This is a genomic window from Bradyrhizobium sp. CB1717 (genome assembly GCF_029714325.1).
In the GTDB taxonomy this organism is placed as follows: Bacteria; Pseudomonadota; Alphaproteobacteria; order Rhizobiales; family Xanthobacteraceae; genus Bradyrhizobium.
On the sequence record NZ_CP121666.1, the window covers coordinates 7,288,311 to 7,304,620 of the forward strand.

Sequence of the window (16,310 nt, forward strand, 5' to 3'; positions counted from 1 at the left end):
GAGGTCTCTGGGATACTGGATCGCCCGCCCCCAGTGCGCAATTGCGCACAAGGCGGGCGATGACAGCTGAGCAAGACAGCGGCCACGGGGTACGCGGCTCAGAAAAACGCCTGAATGCCCGTGATCGCGCGTCCCAGGATCAGGGCGTGGACGTCGTGGGTGCCCTCGTAGGTGTTGACCGTCTCGAGGTTATGGACGTGGCGCATCACGTGATACTCGATCGAGATGCCGTTGCCGCCGTGCATGTCGCGGGCGGTGCGGGCGATGTCGAGCGCCTTGCCGCAATTGTTGCGCTTCATGATCGAGATCATCTCGGGGGCGAACTTGCCCTCGTCCATCAGGCGGCCGACGCGAAGCGAGCCCTGAAGGCCAAGCGCGATCTCGGTCTCCATGTCGGCGAGCTTCTTTTGCACCAGCTGGGTCGCGGCGAGCGGCTTGCCGAACTGCTTGCGATCAAGCGTGTACTGGCGGGCGCGGTGCATGCAGTCCTCGGCGGCGCCGAGCGCACCCCAGGAGATGCCATAGCGGGCGCGGTTGAGGCAGCCGAACGGACCCTTGAGGCCGGAGACGTTGGGCAGCAGCGCGTCTTCGGGAACCACGACGCCATCCATAACGACCTCGCCGGTGATGGAGGCGCGAAGCGAGAGCTTGCCGCCGATCTTCGGCGCGGAGAGGCCCTTCATGCCCTTCTCCAGCACGAAACCGCGGATCTGGTTGTCGTGCGCCGCCGATTTGGCCCAGACCACGAACACGTCGGCGATCGGCGCATTCGAGATCCACATCTTGCTGCCGGTCAGGCGGTAGCCGTCCGAGACCTTCTCGGCGCGGGTCTTCATGCCGGCGGGATCGGAGCCGGCGTCCGGCTCGGTCAGGCCGAAGCAGCCGACCCACTCGCCGCTGGCGAGCTTCGGCAGGTACTTCTTGCGCTGGTTCTCGTCGCCATAGGCGTAGATCGGATACATCACCAGCGAGGACTGCACCGAGTTCATCGAGCGGTAGCCGGAATCGACCCGCTCGATCTCGCGCGCGACGAGCCCGTAGGCGACGTAGCTCGCATTGGCGCAGCCATATTCCTCCGGCAGCGTAATGCCGATCAGACCGAGCTCGCCCATCTCGTTGAAGATCTCGCGGTCGGTCTTCTCTTCCAGATAGGCCTTGGAGACGCGGGGCAGCAGCTTGTCCTGGGCATAGGCACGGGCGGTGTCGCGCACCATGCGCTCGTCTTCGGTCAGCTGTTCGTCGAGCAGGAACGGATCGTCCCACTGGAAAGAAGCCGCAGCCGGCTTGTCCTTGGCCTGAGGGCGCACGCTCATGAAACGTCCTTTCGCGTCTGGTTCCGTCTAGAAATTGCCCGACAAATTAAAGCGCCGCGGCAACAAGTGCAATTGCATCCTGGTTTCGGTCATTTCCGGGTCACGCAACGCTGCGGACCCGGAAACGGCGTGTCAGGTCTCGAGCTGCTCGTTGGCGACGATCTCGATGCCGAAGCCCGACAGACCCTTGTAGTCATGGACCGAGGAGGTGAGATGCCGGATCGAGGTAACGCCGAGATCGCGCAGGATCTGCGCGCCGACGCCGATTTCGCGCCACTGGCGGTTGCGGTCCGCCTCCGTCGAGGTCTCGTCGGGAAGCGGGGACACGGGCACGCCGGCGGCGCCGTCGCGCAAGTAGACCAGCACGCCGCGGCCGGTCTTCTTGAAATGCTCGAGCACGGCGGCCATGCGCTTGTGCCCGGTGAAGGTGTCCTTGACGATGTTCGGCTTGTGGAAGCGCGTCAGCACGTTCTTGCCGTCGCCGACGCCGTTGTAGACGAAGGCGACGTGGGCGATGGAATCGAACGGCGAGCGATAGGCGTAGCCCTGCAAGGGGCCAATCGGGCTGTCGATGACGAAGGTCGAGACCCGCTCGATCAGCTTTTCGCGCGCCTGGCGGTAGGCGATCATGTCCGCGATGGTGACGTGCCTGAGCTTGTGCCTGGCGGCGAACTGCGCGACCTGCTCGCCCTTCATCACGCTGCCGTCGTCGTTCATCAGCTCGCTGATGACGCCGACCGGCGGCAGGCCGGAGAGCTTGCAGAGATCGACGGCGGCCTCGGTATGGCCGGAGCGCAGCAGCACGCCGCCATCCTTGGCGATCAGCGGGAAGATGTGGCCCGGCCGGGCGAAGTCATGCGCGCCGACATTGGGATTGGCGAGCGCCCGGCAGCACGAGGCGCGCTCCTCGGCCGAGATGCCGGTGCCGCCGTCGGGCTTGTAGTCGATCGAGACCGTGAACGCTGTGGTGTGCGCGGAATCGTTGTGGGCGACCATCGGATCGAGCCGCAGGCGGCGGGCGTCCTCGGTGGTCACGGGGGCGCAGACGATGCCGGAGGTGTGGCGGATGATGAACGCCATCTTCTCGGCGGTGCAGAGCGAGGCGGCGACGATCAGATCGCCCTCACCCTCGCGGTCCTCGTCGTCGGTGACGACGACGAGCTCGCCCCTGGCAAAGGCCTGCAAGACTTCCTGGACGGTATCGGGCATGTCCCAATCTCTATCGGTTATGGGGCCGGAGGCTTGCCGGACGCCTTAGCCGGACTTGGCTCCAAGCGCTAGTGTCCTGGACGCAACCGCATATGCCTGATGGCGGGCCGGCCCGCGAGCCTCAGGCTTGCACCGAAGATACCAGGGATATAGGCGCGCCAAGCCCGGACGGAAGACGGCCGGGGCGCCGTCAGGGCAGCACCTCGCGCCGCTCGCCGAGCCGCAGATCGAGCTCGGCACGCTTGTCGGCGAGCAGGCCGGCCTGGGCGGCTTCGATCACGGTAAACAGCTCATGAGCATCGCTGAGCCGGGTCACGGTGACGTAGCTGGCGCCGGCCGCATAGAGCTCGCCCACATCGGACAACAGGTCGGCCGTGGCAACGATCATGGCAGTCGGATTGAGAGTGCGGACGTGACGGACCAGCTTCTCGTTGCTGGCGCCCTTCAGAAGCGCGTCCGGCACGCTGAGGATGATCATCTCGGACTTGCCGACGCCGGCATGGAGCAGCGTATCGGCACTGCTGATGTCGCCATAGATCACGTGCAGACCGCGTGAAAGCAAGGTTTGGTACACATTGGGGTTGAAATCGACCACCGTGATCTGCTCCAGCAGCACCGGCGCCTGCCGCTCGATCTCCGCCAGCAGCGCGCTCGCCGCGCGGAAAAAGCCGAGGATGACGATGCGGCGGGCCTCGCCATGCCCGGCCTCGTGGCTCTCCTCGGCGTGGCCGTTGCCGTGATCGAGATCGCGCAGGCCGATCCGCTTCAACGGGCCGATCGCCCAGCGGGTGATCTCGTCACTGCGGGTCATCACGAAGGTCGAGAGCACAGCCAGCACCACGAAGGCGAAGGAGGCCGCGTTCGCCGTCTCGGCTGCGATATGGTGGTCGGAAACGCCGGTCTGGATCACCACCAGCGAGAATTCGGAGATCTGCGCGAGGTTGAGCGCCGGCAACAGGCTCGCGCGCAGCCCCTGCTTCATCAGGTAGAGCGGCGTAAAGGTGGTGACGAGCCGGCTCACCACCGTGAACGCCGCGATCATCAGCGCCAGACCGATTACCGAGAGGCCGGGCACCGGAATGGTCATGCCGAGCGCAACGAAGAACAGCGTGATGAAGAAGTCCCGCAGCGTGGTGACCTTGGCGGTGACGTCGAGCGCGTAAGGAAAGGTCGAGAGCGAGACGCCGGCGATCAGGGCGCCCATCTCGCGCGACAGCGAGAGCCGCTCGGCGGTCTCGGCCACGAGGAAGCACCAGGCCAGCGCCCCCAGCAGGATCAGCTCGGGACGGCGGGCGATCTGGTGGAACAGGCGCGGAAGCACATAACGGCTGATCAGGAGCGCGGCGGCGACCAGCACCGCGACGCGGCCGATCGAGAGCAGGATGACGGTGACCTCGAGATTGGCAAGGCTCGGCTGCACCGCCAGGAACAGGATCGCGAAGATGTCCTGGAGCACCAGCACGCCGAGCGTGATTCGCCCCGGCAGCGTATCAAGTTCGCGCTTCTCGTAGAGCACCTTGACGATGATGACCGTGCTCGACAGCGCGCATGCGACGCAGAGATAGATCGCGTCGAAATGCCCGCCACCAAGCGACAGGCCGATGCCGATGAAGAACAGCACGCCGAGCAGACAGCCGCCAAGGAGCTGGCCTCCCGCCGCGAACAGGATCACCCTGCCCGCCCGCACGATCTTCTTCAGGTCGATCTCCAGGCCGATCATGAACAGCATGAAGATCAGGCCGAGCTCGGAGATGACGCTGATCGATTCCTGCGATTTGACCCAGCCGGCACCGAATGGACCTATGCAGAAGCCGGCGATAAGGTAGGCCAGGATCAGCGGTTGCCGGGAGAAGTGGGCCAGGAGGCCCAGCCCCCAGGCAAACAGGATACAGAGAGTGATGTCGCGAATGAGCTCATGCATGCCAAATTGGTCCGTTTTGCCGCACCCTAGTGGCGGGTTGCGGCGCGGCAAGCGAGCAATTCGTCACATGCGGTTCGTGCTCTGGTTGATAGCCCTGCTGGGTCCATTCGCGTCCGCCTTGCCGGCCGCGGCGCAACCCAAGGTCAATATCGAGCAGAGCTTTGCCGATTCGCTCACTGCGCTGCCGAAGGAGGAACTCGCCGTGTCCGGTGGGTTCTACGTGCCGGCCTATTCCAGCGTTGCGATGAGCCAGGGCAAGCTGCGCGTCGATTTCTCGGTGACATTGAGCGTCCACAACGCCTCCGAGACGCAAGCCCTGGTGCTCAAACGCATCGCCTATTTCGACACCGCAGGCAAGCAGGTCGAGAGCTATCTGAAGGCGCCGGTGGCCTTGAGGCCCCTCGCCACCGTCTCGATCTTCATCCCAACCGACGACGTGCGCGGCGGCACAGGCGCCAATTTCATCGTCGACTGGGCTGCGACAGGCGAGATCTCCGAGCCGGTGGTCGAGGCCTTGATGGTTGGCGGCGTCGCCAATGCGCATTACGCTTTCATCAGCCAGGGACGTCCGACCCGGACGGCCGGCAAAAAATAAGACCGTCCACCCCGGACGGTTGGCAAGAAGTCAAGGCCGCGGGGGCAACGCCAGCCGGCTCAACAAAAACAAGACGAGGAACGCTCCCATGACGTCCAGCTTCGATTTCGCCCCCCTGTTTCCCGCAGGGCTGCCGGCCCCGACTGCGCGCTGGACGGGCCTTGCCAAATACAGCTTTGTCGGCGGCAACAATGATTCCGAGCAAGTACCGCTCGACGAGTTGATCGAAGCGACCAACACGGTGCTGCGGCGCGAAGGCCGCTCGCTCGCCACTTACGGTCTGGCGCACGGCCCGCAGGGCTACCTTCCCTTGCGCGAATTCCTGGTGACAAAACTGAAGCGCGATGCCGGCATCAACTGCACGGTCGACGATCTCCTGATCGTCTCGGGATCGCTCCAGGCACTGGACCTCGTCAACAACACGCTGCTGACGCGCGGCGACACCGTGATCTTCGAGCAGGACAGCTATCAGGGCTCGCTGACACGCCTGGCGCGGCTCGGCGTCAACGTCGTCGGCATTCCCCTCGACAGCGACGGCATGCGCATGGATGCGCTGGCGACGGCGCTGGCCGATCTGAAAAACCGCGGCATCCGCCCGAAATACATCTACACCATCCCGACGGTGCAGAACCCGACCGGCAGCATCATGCCGGAGAGCCGCCGCATCGAGCTGCTGCGGCTCGCGACCGAATACGGCGTGCCGATCTTCGAGGACGATTGCTATGCCGATCTGGTCTGGTCGGGCCAGCGGCCGCCGGCGATCCACGCGATGAGCCCGAACGGCGGGGTGATCCATATCGGCTCGTTCTCGAAATCGATTGCGCCGGCGCTGCGCGTCGGCTTCATCGTCGCGCCCTGGGATGTGATGTCGCGGATGCTGTCACTGAAGACGGATGCCGGCTCGGGGGCGCTGGAGCAGATGGTGCTGGCGGCCTATTGCAGACCACATTTTTCGACCCACGTGCCCGCGCTGACGAAGGCGCTGCGGACCAAGCTCGACACGCTGATGGAAGCCCTGAACGAGCAGTTTGGGACGGCCGCCGAGTTCGAGGAGCCCAAGGGCGGCATATTCCTCTGGGTGAAGCTGCCCGAGCAGGTCGATACGCTGAAACTCTATCAGGCCGCGCTCGCCGCCGGCGTCTCGATCAATCCGGGGCCGGAATGGTCGACCAACAAGAGCCATTCCAGCTCGCGCCTCAGGCTGTGCTTCGCAAGCCCCACGCATCAGCAGATCCGCGAGGGCGTCGCCGTGCTGGCAGAAGTCTGCCGCAAGGAGTTCGGCGTGCCGGCGCGCAGCGCCAATGTGGAGAAGCGAGCCTGAAGGTAGCGTCAGGCCGCCTGTGGCTGGCTGCTGTGGATCGCCGAGGCCAGCCGCAGCAGCAGGACGATCGAGACGTTACCTTTGCCGGCCTCGATCTGGGCGATGTAGCGCTCGGAAATCCCGGAGCGGCGGGCAAGCTCCCGGCGCGACAGGTCGCAGCGGGTACGCGAGGACCTCAGGCGGTCGCCCAGCTCGGCCAGAAACGCGGTCTCCGAATGGGGCGGCACGCCACAGCTCCCCGGCAGCACTTCGCCCGCAAAATCCATGACTTGATTCAGCATTGGTGTATCCACATTCGCCTTCGGAGCTGCCATCCTACCCCCGCTACGACCGGCCTCATTGACGCGGATCAAATTCGCGCGTGATCGGCAGCTGGCGTGGACGGCCGCGCCCGGGATGCTAAACTTCGGAATTCTTCGAGGCGGGGCTTTTTCGGGACATGACGCGTTGTTTGAGCCGCTGGACCACGGCTGCGGTGGTGTGGGTTGCGTTCACGTCCACGGCCGGCGCCGAGACACTTGCGGCGACCGTCGAGCAATGGGGCCTGCTCGGCTCATGGGCGGTCGATTGCGCGGCCCGGCCAGACCGCGACAAAGGCGCGCTCCTGACCTACGAGATCCGGAAGGACGGCCGGGTGATGTACCGGCGCAATTTCGGAGATGCCAAGGACGAGAACGAGGTTGTGTCCGCCACGGTCAACGCCGAGGGCCTGCTCAATGTGATGGTGTACTTCCCCTCGCTGCATCAGGCCCGCGAATTCGGGCTGCTGCTGGACAAGGACGGCAGCCTGCGCGCGATCTACAATCGCAGTGAGCGCGGCGAGTACACGATCAGGGACGGCAAATACGTCGCCACGGGCGTGCCGACGCCCGTGCAGCAGCGCTGCGATTGAGCATTCCGTTCGAGCATGATCTTTCGGAGAGCCGCTCCACACTTTTCCAAACCATGCTCTGTCTGAACATCCGTTCAGAATTCTCCTGCGATTCCTCCGGAACGTTCACCCGAATGTGCAGTTTAAATTGGCATTCGATTGGAGGAGGACATCATGAAGAAGCTTGGTTATGTGGTTGCCGCTCTTGGCGTGCTCGCGATCGCAGCGCCGACGCTGGCGAGCGCGGAGACGGTGGTGATCAAGCGTGGTCATCACCACGGCCCGTACGCCGCGCGTGCCGAATACGGCATGCACCGTGACCACGGCTGGCATCGTGGCTGGCGTCATCATGGCGACAGGGTCGTCGTGATCAAGCGCGGCCATCGTCACCACTGGGACTAATGCGCAACGCAAACGTGGAAATGGCCCCTCACGGGGCCATTTCTTTGCGTTTGCGACACGCGTTGGGCTAGTCCCACGCCGGCGCGAAGCCCGGATTGACGCAGCGCCTGTCCTTCGGCAGCGCCGCTATTTTCTTGCGGTCGGCCTCGTCGAGCGTGATCTTCAGCGCATCGAGATTGGCCTGCTGGCTCTCGCGGCGCGAGGCCTTCGGGATCGCGGCGACGCCGTCCTGGTCGAGCAGCCATTTCAGCGCGACTTGCGCCGCGGTCGCATTGTGTTTGACGCCGATCTCGGCCAGCACCGGGTCCGACGCGATACGCCCCTGCGCGAGCGGGCAATAGGCGACCAGCGGGATCGACTTGGGCTTGAGATAGGCCAGCACCTTCGATTGATCGAGCATCGCGTGATATTCGATCTGGTTGCAGGCGATCGGCGCCTTGATGTCCTCGACCGCGATCTTGAGCAGTGCGGTGGTGAAGTTGGCAACGCCGATCGCCCGCGTCCGTCCCTCCTCCTTGAGCTTCATCAAGGTCTCGAACACCACGCCCCAATTCGCGGATTTCGACGGCCAGTGCACGAGGTAGAGATCGACATGATCGAGCCGCAGCTTCGTCAGGCTGGCATCGAAGGCACGGCGGATCGCATCGGGATTGAGGTTCTCGTGCCAGACCTTTGTCGTGACGTGCAGCTCGGCGCGCGGCAGGCGGGCTGCGGCAAGCGCGGCGCCGATCGCCTCTTCGTTGGCGTACATCTCGGCGGTATCGATGTGGCGATAGCCGATCGCGAGCGCACTCTCGACCGCCGCCCGGCAGGCATCGCCCTGCATGCGGAAGGTACCGAGGCCGAGCTTGGGCATGCTGATGCCCTGTGTCTTCAGATTGTCCATGAAACAGGCTCCTGACGTATTTCAACCCGCCGGATGCACGCGGCGATACCGCGTGGGCAGACTCTTCGGTGATGGAAAAGAGGTGGCGAGAACGGCCAGCATAGCGCGGACAACGCGGGGCGGCCAATCAAGATCGGGTTAGCGCACCTCAGGAGTGCTGGGCAATCACGGCCGGACGCGACTGTGGCTGCGGCACGATGTCGACCGACCAGAGGTCGCGATTGTCGACGTCCTTCAGGGTCACGGTCATGACGCCGCTCTGTCCGTCGATGTCGACACGGCCGAAGAATTGCAGGCCGAAGCACGGCGCGAGATTCTCGCCCTGCGCCGCGCTGCAGCCGTTCTGGTACATCGCCACGGGACCAAACGTATTGTCGAGCTCGCCCGGTCCCCAGGTGCCGGCATGGAGCGGGCCGGAGACGAATTCCCAGAACGGCTCGAAATCCTGGAACTGGGCCTTGCTCGGATCGTAGTGGTGCGCGGCGGTGTAGTGCATGTCGGCGGTGAGCCAGACGATGTTGCGGATGCCCGCGCGTTTGATGGAGGAGAGCAGATCGGCAATCTCGTGCTCGCGCCGGTCCGGTGGACCATCGCCGAGCGCGACTGCATCGAGGCTGATCAGGCCGATCGGCAGATCAGCCGCGATCACCTTCCAGGTCGCGCGCGAGGCGGCAAGCTCACGTTTCAGCCAGGCGAGCTGCTCGGCGCCCAGAATCCAGCCGCGATGATCCTCGCCCTTGTTCCAGCTGTCATCGCGAAAACTGCGCATGTCGATCATGAAGACGTCGAGTAGCGGGCCGTAGGCGATCTTGCGGTAGACCCGGCCCTGCCGCGCGCCGATGTCACGGATCGGCATGAAATCGAAGAAAGCACGGCGCGCGCGTGAGACCAGGCGCGGCGTGCCGTCGTCCTCATAGCCGGCCTCGTCGAAGCTGCCGGTCGGCGACCAGTCGTTGGTGACCTCGTGATCGTCCCATTGCGCCAGCATCGGCACCTCGGCGTGAAAGGCGCAAAAGTGCTCGTCGAGATGGTTGTATTTGTAGTTGCCGCGGAACTGCGCCAGCGTATGCGCGACTTCGGCTTTCTCCTCGGTCACCAGATTGCGCCAGGTCTCGCCGTTCGGCAGCTTCTGTTCGGAGGGAATGGTGCAGTCGGCGTAGATGTGGTCGCCGGAGTGGATGAAGAAATCGGGGCGGTTGTCGAGCATGGTGCGATAGCTGCGATAGCCGCCGCGCGCGATGTCGATGCCCCAGCCCTGTCCCGCGGTGTCGCCGGACCACAGGAACGAGATCGACTTGCCGTCGGTCGGCGCGGTGCGGAAATGACCGACGCGGCTTTCGCCGGCGATGCCGGTGGCGATATCGTCGAAGCGGACGCGATAGAAGATGTCTTGCCCCCGCGGCAGATCGTTCAGCAGCAGCTTTGCGGTGAAGTCGGCGTCGGGCAGCGCGTCGCGCGAGGCCGACGCAATGATGGTCATGAAGCTCTCTGTGGTCGAGCACTCCACATGCATCCGTGCGGCCCGGTCCGCGCGCGCCCAGACCACGGCAGAGCCATCCGAGACATCGCCGGACTGGATGCCGCCCGCGATCTGCGGGCGGTCGGCGGCGCGGCTGATGCGGGGCGTTGCGAGCGTGCCGACCGAGGCGACGGCGAGGCTTGAAGTCGAGCGGACCAGGAATTGTCGCCGGGTCCATGCGCGCTGCGCGCGGAGCGTTGCCATTCAGGAGACCTTCGTCGAATCGCGACGGAAGGTGCCTGCGCTCCTTGACTCCCAGCTTACGGTTTCTTGACTCCGCGCCTACGGTTTTGCGACGCGGCGATGACGGTCGGACGGCTACGCGCGCCTACCGCTTCCAGTTGCAGATGCCGCCGGAGCGACAGGGCCAGGTCTGAATGCGGGTGTCCATCGCCTGGGCGTCGAGCGGATTGCCGCGGCGATGGGCGAGCTTGGCGCGGGCAGCGCCGCGAGGCTGCGTGCTCTTGGTATGCGAGACCTTCGGCTCCGGCACGTGCACACGTTCAGCTGCAACTTTCTTCGGGACGTCGATCGGCTCGATCCGCGCCTGCGCCTCGTTGCCGCCCTTCGCCTCGAGCGCGAGCGGCGCGAATTGCGTCTCGGGCCCGAGCCGCTTCGGCGACAACACTGCCTTGGAGAGATCGAGACCGAGATATTCGTCAGGCTTGTAGTCGTCAGCGCGCGCGATGCCGCCCCACGCAACGACGAGGGCTACGGCAACCGCAAAAGGAACGCTTTTCAGGACCACGGACGCCTCCTGAAATTGAATTTTAAGGGGTATTTACCCCTATTTAGGAGGCGTCGCGCGCAATTCCAGCGGCTGGTTGCCGCCGTGGTTAAGAAGTTTGGCGGTGTCAGGCGACTTTTCGCGTCGCACCCGTCCCATCCAGGAACCCCATCAGGCGGCTGCGGATGATGGTTTCCGCCTCGCTCATGGTGCGATCGATGAGTTCCTTGCAGGAGGGGATGTCGTGGATGAGGCCGGCGACCATGCCGCAGCTCCAAGCACCCGCGTCCATCTGCCCGTCCAGCATGATTTTTGGATAGACGCCGGCAACCTGGTCGTGAATGTCGTCGATGGTGAGCCTGGCGCCCTTCTCGCGCTCGATATCGAGCAGGCGATCGACATTGGCGTTCTTGAGGACGCGCTCGGTGTTGCGCAGAGCGCGCATGATCAGGCGGGTGTCAAGCTCGGTGGCCGCGACAAGCGCGTTCTTCACGTTCTGATGCACCGGGGCTTCCTTGGTGGCGATGAAGCGCGTGCCCATGTTCATGCCGGCCGCGCCCAGCGACAGCGCGGCGACGAGGCTGCGCCCGTCGGCCATGCCGCCGGACGCCACGAACGGGATCTTCAACTCCTCCGCCGCGCGCGGCAGCAGGATCATGTTGGGGATGTCGTCCTCGCCGGGATGGCCGCCGCACTCGAAGCCGTCGACGCTGACGGCGTCGCAGCCGATGCGTTCGGCCTTCAGCGAATGGCGGACCGAGGTGCATTTGTGGATCACCTTGATGCCGGCAGCCTTCAGTGCCGGCATGTATTGTTCGGGACTGCGGCCCGCGGTCTCGACAGCCTTGATACCGCCCTCGACGATGGCCGCGATATATTCCGGATAAGGCGGCGCCGAAAAGGTCGGCAGGAAGGTGAGGTTCACGCCGAACGGCTTGTCGGTCATGTCGCGGCAGCGCGCGATCTCTTTCGCCAGCAATTCCGGCGTCTTCTGCGTGAGGCCCGTGATGATGCCGAGCCCGCCGGCATTGGAGACCGCGGCCGCCAGCTCGGCAAAGCCGACGAAGTGCATGCCGCCCTGGATGATGGGGTGCTCGATGCCGAACAGTTCGGTGATCGCGGTCTTCACGTAAGTTTCCTCCCGGAATTTTGCTTGGGTTTGGATCAGTCTAGCCGGACTTTTGCGCCGCGGTCACCATTTCTCTCCGAACGGGCGGATCTCCATCTCGAAGGTCCAGGCGCTCTTCGGCTGCTGGTAGAGCTGCCAATAAGCGTCCGCGACCGACGACGGTGGCATCAGGAGATCGGGATTGTCGAGCGCGTTCGGGCCGAGCGCCTCGAGCCGTCGTTGCCGCACCCATTCGGTGTCGACGCCGGAATCGATGATGAGATGGGCGACATGGATGTTCTTCGGTCCGAGCTCGCGCGCCATCGCCTGCGCCACTGCGCGCAAGCCGAACTTGGCGCTGGCGAAAGCGGCAAAGCCGCTGCCGCCGCGCAAGGACGCGGTGGCCCCGGTGAAGAAGATCTTGCCGCCGCCGCGCGGCAGCATCAGACGCGCCGCTTCGCGCCCTGCGAGAAAGCCGGAATAGCAGGCCATCTCCCACACTTTCCGGAAGACGCGTTCGGTGGTGTCGAGGATCGGGAAATTGACGTTGGCACCGACGTTGAAGATGCAGACCTCGAGCGGCGCATGCTGATCGGCATCGTTGAGGAACGAGATGACCTCGTCCTCCTTGCGCGCATCGAGCGATCGCGCGTGGATCTCGCCGCCCGAGGCCTCGACCTCCTTCACCAGCGGCGCCAGCTTGTCGCCGTTGCGGCGGCCGGCGAAGATCGAAAACCCTTCGGCCGCGAATTTCTTGGCAATCTCGGAGCCGATGAAATCGCCGGCCCCGATCACGGCGGCTGTCGCGTTTCGCTTGGGCAAGGTCGCCTCCTCCGCTGAGCGTGTGATTGAGAGAAAGGCTATAGTTCTAAAATAGAACTGTCAAATTTCCCAGCTGGATGCTAGCCTGATCTGGAAATTCCGTTGATCGTTCAAGTCAGTTCCTTTTTCTGACTGACTAGCACCGCGCCGGAGACCGGATCATGAAGTGGGATACGCTGGACGAGGAGCCCTGCTCGCTGTCCCGCACCGTCGCGGTGGTCGGCGATCGCTGGACGCTGTTGATCCTGCGCGAATGCTTTTTGCGCGTGCGCCGGTTCGAGGCATTCCAGTCCTCGCTCCAGATCACGCGGCACCTGCTTTCGGAGCGGCTGAAGAAGCTGGTGCGCTTCGGCATCCTGCGCCGCGTCCCCTATTCCGAGGCGCCCAAGCGCTACGAATACATCCTCACCCAGAAGGGCCTCGACCTCTACCCGATCATCATGGCGATGGTGCATTGGGGCGACACCCATATGGGCGACGAGCGCGGCCGCCCGCTGCTGCACGAGCACAAGAATTGCGGCAAGCTGTTCGACCCCGTGATGGTGTGCTCGGAATGCGGCGAGGTACTGCATGCCAAGCAGGTTCATGTGCATGCGGGTCCGGGACGGGAAGCAGCGGTGGGGTAAAATCGTCGATGTCGTCCCGGCGAAGGCCGGGACCCATAACCACAGAATGCAGTTTGGCGAGGAGTAGAAGTTCGGTACAAAGACCATTCGCGCTCGATGGATCACGCGGTATGGGTCCCGGCCTTCGCCGGGACGACTACCCTCAATGCCCCCTTGCCGGCGCCCTCAAGTCGATCGGGCGCAACACTGCCGCCGTGGGGATCATCAGCACCGCGACGATCGCGAGCGTCCAGAACACGTCGATATAGGCGAGCAAATCGACCTGCTGCTGCAGTGTTTTTCCGACCCATGCGACCGCCTGCGATGCGGCGTCACTCGCATTCGAGCCCTGCGCCTGGAAGTAGCGCGTCATGGCATCGATGGTCTGCTGGTAGCCGAGATCGGACGGCGCGGCGTGCTCGACGAGGCGGCTCTGATGGAATTGCTGGCGCTGCGCCAAGATCGTCTGCGCCAATGCGACGCCCATGGAGCCGCCGAGGTTGCGGGCGACGTTGATCAGCGCGGAGGCCTGGTTGGTCTTGTCGGGCGGCACGCCGTCGTAGGATGCCGTCGTCACCGGCAGGAACAGGAACGGCAGGCTCAGCGCGAGGAAGATGCGCGACAGCGCCGCGTAGCCATAGGTGATGTCGCCGGTCAGGCCGGTGAGATGCCACATCGAGAAGGCGACGACGGCAGCACCGAACATGATCAGGTATTTCGGCTGCACCGTGCTGACGAGGCGGCCGACCACGGGCATCAGCACCAGCGTCGCGACACCGCCGGGTGACAAGGCAAGGCCGGCGAGCATGGCCGTGTAGTTCAGCTCGGTCTGAAGCAGTTGCGGCAGCAACTGGGTCGTCGAGATCAGCACCGCACCGGTGCCCAGCATGACCAGGAAGCAGGCGCCGAACTGGCGGCGGCCGAGCAGGCGCAAATCGACGATGGGATCCTCGCGCGTCAGCTCCCACGGAATCAGCGCGAGCAGGCAGACGGCCGCGAGTAGCGCGAAGACCACGATCAAGGTCGATCCGAACCAGTCGTTGCGCTGGCCCTCGTCGAGCACGAATTCGAGCGAGCCGAGCCCGATCGCCACCAGCAGGAAGCCGATATAGTCGACGCGCAGACCCTTGCTCAGCAGCCTCTGCCTCTCCTCCTCCGCGCCCGACGGCTCCTTGACCAGCGTGCCGACCAGGAACAGCGAGAGCAGCCCCATCGGCACGTTGATCAGGAACACCCAGTGCCAGCTATAGGTGTCGGTGATCCAGCCGCCGAGCGTCGGGCCGATCACCGGCGCAACCACCACGGCGACGCCGTAGATGGCAAAAGCCTGGCCGCGCTTGTGCGGCGGGAAGGAGTCGGCGAGGATCGCCTGCTCGCTGGTGGCCATGCCGCCGCCGCCGAGGCCCTGCAGGATGCGGAACAGCACCAGCGACTGCAAATTCCAGGCGAAGCCGCACAGAAGCGAGGCAACCGAGAACGTCGCCACGCACATCATGTAGAAGCGCTTGCGCCCGATCACGGTCGAGAGCCAGCCCGAGATCGACAGCACGATGGCGTTGGCGACGAGATAGCTGGTGATGACGTAGGTGCTCTCGTCGATGCCCACCGCAAGCCCGCCGGCGATGTGCCGCAGCGCGACGTTGGCGATGGTGGTGTCGAGCACCTCCATGAAGGTCGCGATCGAGACCACGAAAGCGATCAGGTAGGGATTGTGCCCGCCGGCCGCCGAGCGCTCCGGTGACCAGCCGGACGCGCCACCTTGCGCGACGTCGCTCATCGCACCCTGGTCCAGGGCACGACCGACATGCCGGGACCGACGGGCAGATCGGCCGGCCAGTTGTCGACCATGATCTTCACAGGCACGCGTTGCACCACCTTGACGTAGTTGCCGGTGGCGTTCTCCGCAGGCAGCAGACTGAACGCGGTGCCCGAACCGGGCTGCACGGAGTCGACACGGCCGGTCAGCTTGCGGCCCGGATAGGCGTCGATGCGGATCTCGACCGGCTGGCCCGGCCGCATGTCGTTGAGCTGGGTCTCCTTGTAGTTTGCGACGATCCAGACCTCGTCCGGAACGAACATCATCAGGCTTTGGCCCGCCGTGACGAAGGTGCCTCTGGCGCCCGAGAGCTTGACCACGCGGCCGGACTGCGCCGCGACGACGCTGGTGTATTGCAAATTCAGCTTGGCCTGATCGAGCTGCGCCTGGGACTGATCGAGCTGCGCCTTGGCGCCTTCGAGCTGGGCTTGCAGCGTCTTGATACCCAGCTGCGCGGCCGTCACCGCGGTCTTGGCACGTTCGGTATTGGCCTGCTGCGCTTGAAGATCGGAGCGCGTCTGCTGCTGGCGCTGCACGGTGCCGGCGCCCTTCTCGACGAGATCCTCGGCGCGCTTGAATTCCTCCTGCGAGAACTGGAGCTGGGCCTGGGCCTGGTCGAGCTGCGCCTGAGCCTGCTTGATCTGCTCTTGCTGCGAGACGATCTGGGCTTCGACATTGGCGATGTTGGCCCTGGAGGCCGCAACCTGCGCCGTGGCCTGGTCGACTGCGATGCGGTAATCGCGCTCGTCGATCTTGGCCAGCAGATCGCCGGCATTGACGTGCTGGTTGTCCGTGACCGGGATATCGGTCACGTAACCACCGACCTTGGAGGCCACGGAAAAGCTGCGCGCAGCCACGAACGCGTCGTCCGTGGACTCATAGTGACGCACGTCAAGCCAGTAGAGCAGACCGCCAACGAGTGCGGCGATCAACACGATCGTGCCGACAGTGGCAAGCAGCCAGTGCGCGCGGAGCCGCTCGCGCAGCGATGGCGAATTCGCCGGCTTGCCCGACTGTTCCTTCGACTGAACTTTGGCTTCACTCCCCTGATCCGGAGAGTGCTTCGGAGCTTCCTCCGTCCGGGGCGGCAACGGCTGCTCCGCGCGCGCCCCACGCTCCCGGGTTTGAGCATCCACGGTGCAACACCTTTCTCGGGATTGGGCGGCGCGGAACGGCAAAGCGAGCTTTCGCGCCG

General features: G+C 64.7%; 16 protein-coding genes. 5 read left to right on the forward strand and 11 right to left on the reverse strand.

Annotation, left to right across the window (positions count from 1 at the left end):
• Nucleotides 1–98: 98 nt before the first annotated feature.
• From QA649_RS34085 to QA649_RS34095, 3 genes are all read right to left on the reverse strand, one after another.
• Nucleotides 99–1,313 carry an acyl-CoA dehydrogenase gene (locus tag QA649_RS34085; RefSeq protein ID WP_036004014.1) on the reverse strand — a complete coding sequence of 405 codons (1,215 nt, stop codon included), beginning with the start codon at nt 1,311–1,313 and terminating at the stop codon, nt 99–101.
• A 132-nt stretch (nt 1,314–1,445) separates the two neighbouring features.
• The gene (gene ribB, locus QA649_RS34090) at nt 1,446–2,522 is read right to left on the reverse strand and encodes a 3,4-dihydroxy-2-butanone-4-phosphate synthase (RefSeq protein WP_018648684.1); all 1,077 of its coding nucleotides are present in this window, start codon (nt 2,520–2,522) and stop codon (nt 1,446–1,448) included.
• 190 nt (nt 2,523–2,712) lie between these two features.
• Complete coding sequence (locus QA649_RS34095) at nt 2,713–4,443, reverse strand: cation:proton antiporter (protein ID WP_283021066.1); 1,731 nt, start codon at nt 4,441–4,443, stop codon at nt 2,713–2,715.
• 67 nt (nt 4,444–4,510) lie between these two features.
• Between QA649_RS34095 and QA649_RS34100 the strand changes: the two genes are divergently transcribed.
• Complete coding sequence (locus QA649_RS34100; protein ID WP_283021067.1) at nt 4,511–5,038, forward strand: DUF3124 domain-containing protein; 528 nt, start codon at nt 4,511–4,513, stop codon at nt 5,036–5,038.
• 88 nt (nt 5,039–5,126) lie between these two features.
• On the forward strand, nt 5,127–6,359 hold the full coding sequence (locus tag QA649_RS34105; RefSeq protein ID WP_283021068.1) for a PLP-dependent aminotransferase family protein: 1,233 nt from the start codon (nt 5,127–5,129) through the stop codon (nt 6,357–6,359).
• An 8-nt stretch (nt 6,360–6,367) separates the two neighbouring features.
• Here QA649_RS34105 and QA649_RS34110 read toward each other — a convergent pair whose 3' ends face one another.
• Complete coding sequence (locus tag QA649_RS34110) at nt 6,368–6,640, reverse strand: helix-turn-helix domain-containing protein (RefSeq protein ID WP_283021069.1); 273 nt, start codon at nt 6,638–6,640, stop codon at nt 6,368–6,370.
• A 158-nt stretch (nt 6,641–6,798) separates the two neighbouring features.
• On the opposite strand from QA649_RS34110, the gene QA649_RS34115 reads away from it, so the two are divergent.
• Both QA649_RS34115 and QA649_RS34120 read left to right on the forward strand, forming a co-directional pair.
• On the forward strand, nt 6,799–7,251 hold the full coding sequence (locus QA649_RS34115; protein ID WP_283021070.1) for a hypothetical protein: 453 nt from the start codon (nt 6,799–6,801) through the stop codon (nt 7,249–7,251).
• A 153-nt stretch (nt 7,252–7,404) separates the two neighbouring features.
• On the forward strand, nt 7,405–7,632 hold the full coding sequence (locus QA649_RS34120) for a hypothetical protein (RefSeq protein WP_283021071.1): 228 nt from the start codon (nt 7,405–7,407) through the stop codon (nt 7,630–7,632).
• 67 nt (nt 7,633–7,699) lie between these two features.
• Here QA649_RS34120 and QA649_RS34125 read toward each other — a convergent pair whose 3' ends face one another.
• From QA649_RS34125 to QA649_RS34145, 5 genes are all read right to left on the reverse strand, one after another.
• Complete coding sequence (locus QA649_RS34125) at nt 7,700–8,518, reverse strand: aldo/keto reductase (protein ID WP_283021072.1); 819 nt, start codon at nt 8,516–8,518, stop codon at nt 7,700–7,702.
• Between the two features lie 148 nt (nt 8,519–8,666).
• On the reverse strand, nt 8,667–10,241 hold the full coding sequence (locus QA649_RS34130) for an alkaline phosphatase D family protein (RefSeq protein ID WP_283021073.1): 1,575 nt from the start codon (nt 10,239–10,241) through the stop codon (nt 8,667–8,669).
• Between the two features lie 124 nt (nt 10,242–10,365).
• Nucleotides 10,366–10,785: a hypothetical protein gene (locus QA649_RS34135; RefSeq protein ID WP_283021074.1), complete on the reverse strand. Its 420-nt coding sequence runs from the start codon at nt 10,783–10,785 to the stop codon at nt 10,366–10,368.
• Nucleotides 10,786–10,891: 106 nt separating this feature from the next.
• Complete coding sequence (locus tag QA649_RS34140) at nt 10,892–11,893, reverse strand: nitronate monooxygenase family protein (RefSeq protein ID WP_283021075.1); 1,002 nt, start codon at nt 11,891–11,893, stop codon at nt 10,892–10,894.
• Nucleotides 11,894–11,956: 63 nt separating this feature from the next.
• Nucleotides 11,957–12,694 (reverse strand): SDR family oxidoreductase, encoded by a 738-nt coding sequence (locus QA649_RS34145; protein WP_283021076.1) that lies wholly within the window; start codon nt 12,692–12,694, stop codon nt 11,957–11,959.
• A 161-nt stretch (nt 12,695–12,855) separates the two neighbouring features.
• On the opposite strand from QA649_RS34145, the gene QA649_RS34150 reads away from it, so the two are divergent.
• Entirely contained in the window at nt 12,856–13,320 is a 465-nt protein-coding gene (locus QA649_RS34150) for a helix-turn-helix domain-containing protein (RefSeq protein ID WP_283021077.1), read from the forward strand.
• Nucleotides 13,321–13,462: 142 nt separating this feature from the next.
• On the opposite strand, the gene QA649_RS34155 is transcribed toward QA649_RS34150, so the two are convergent.
• Nucleotides 13,463–15,076, reverse strand: coding sequence for a DHA2 family efflux MFS transporter permease subunit (locus QA649_RS34155; protein WP_283021078.1), 1,614 nt, complete (start codon nt 15,074–15,076; stop codon nt 13,463–13,465).
• Nucleotides 15,073–16,251, reverse strand: a complete 1,179-nt coding sequence (locus QA649_RS34160) for an HlyD family secretion protein (protein ID WP_283021079.1) — start codon at nt 16,249–16,251, stop codon at nt 15,073–15,075. Before QA649_RS34160 ends, QA649_RS34155 begins: the two co-directional genes overlap by 4 nt.
• Nucleotides 16,252–16,310: the final 59 nt, after the last annotated feature.

Coding starts and splice junctions, on each gene's coding strand:
- QA649_RS34110 (WP_283021069.1), bottom strand. CDS start 6,640: ATGCTGAATCAAGTCATGGATTTTGCGGGCGAAGTGCTGCCGGGGAGC.
- ribB (WP_018648684.1), bottom strand. CDS start 2,522: ATGCCCGATACCGTCCAGGAAGTCTTGCAGGCCTTTGCCAGGGGCGAG.
- QA649_RS34125 (WP_283021072.1), bottom strand. CDS start 8,518: ATGGACAATCTGAAGACACAGGGCATCAGCATGCCCAAGCTCGGCCTC.
- QA649_RS34150 (WP_283021077.1), top strand. CDS start 12,856: ATGAAGTGGGATACGCTGGACGAGGAGCCCTGCTCGCTGTCCCGCACC.
- QA649_RS34120 (WP_283021071.1), top strand. CDS start 7,405: ATGAAGAAGCTTGGTTATGTGGTTGCCGCTCTTGGCGTGCTCGCGATC.
- QA649_RS34115 (WP_283021070.1), top strand. CDS start 6,799: ATGACGCGTTGTTTGAGCCGCTGGACCACGGCTGCGGTGGTGTGGGTT.
- QA649_RS34100 (WP_283021067.1), top strand. CDS start 4,511: ATGCGGTTCGTGCTCTGGTTGATAGCCCTGCTGGGTCCATTCGCGTCC.
- QA649_RS34155 (WP_283021078.1), bottom strand. CDS start 15,076: ATGAGCGACGTCGCGCAAGGTGGCGCGTCCGGCTGGTCACCGGAGCGC.
- QA649_RS34130 (WP_283021073.1), bottom strand. CDS start 10,241: ATGGCAACGCTCCGCGCGCAGCGCGCATGGACCCGGCGACAATTCCTG.
- QA649_RS34095 (WP_283021066.1), bottom strand. CDS start 4,443: ATGCATGAGCTCATTCGCGACATCACTCTCTGTATCCTGTTTGCCTGG.
- QA649_RS34105 (WP_283021068.1), top strand. CDS start 5,127: ATGACGTCCAGCTTCGATTTCGCCCCCCTGTTTCCCGCAGGGCTGCCG.
- QA649_RS34085 (WP_036004014.1), bottom strand. CDS start 1,313: ATGAGCGTGCGCCCTCAGGCCAAGGACAAGCCGGCTGCGGCTTCTTTC.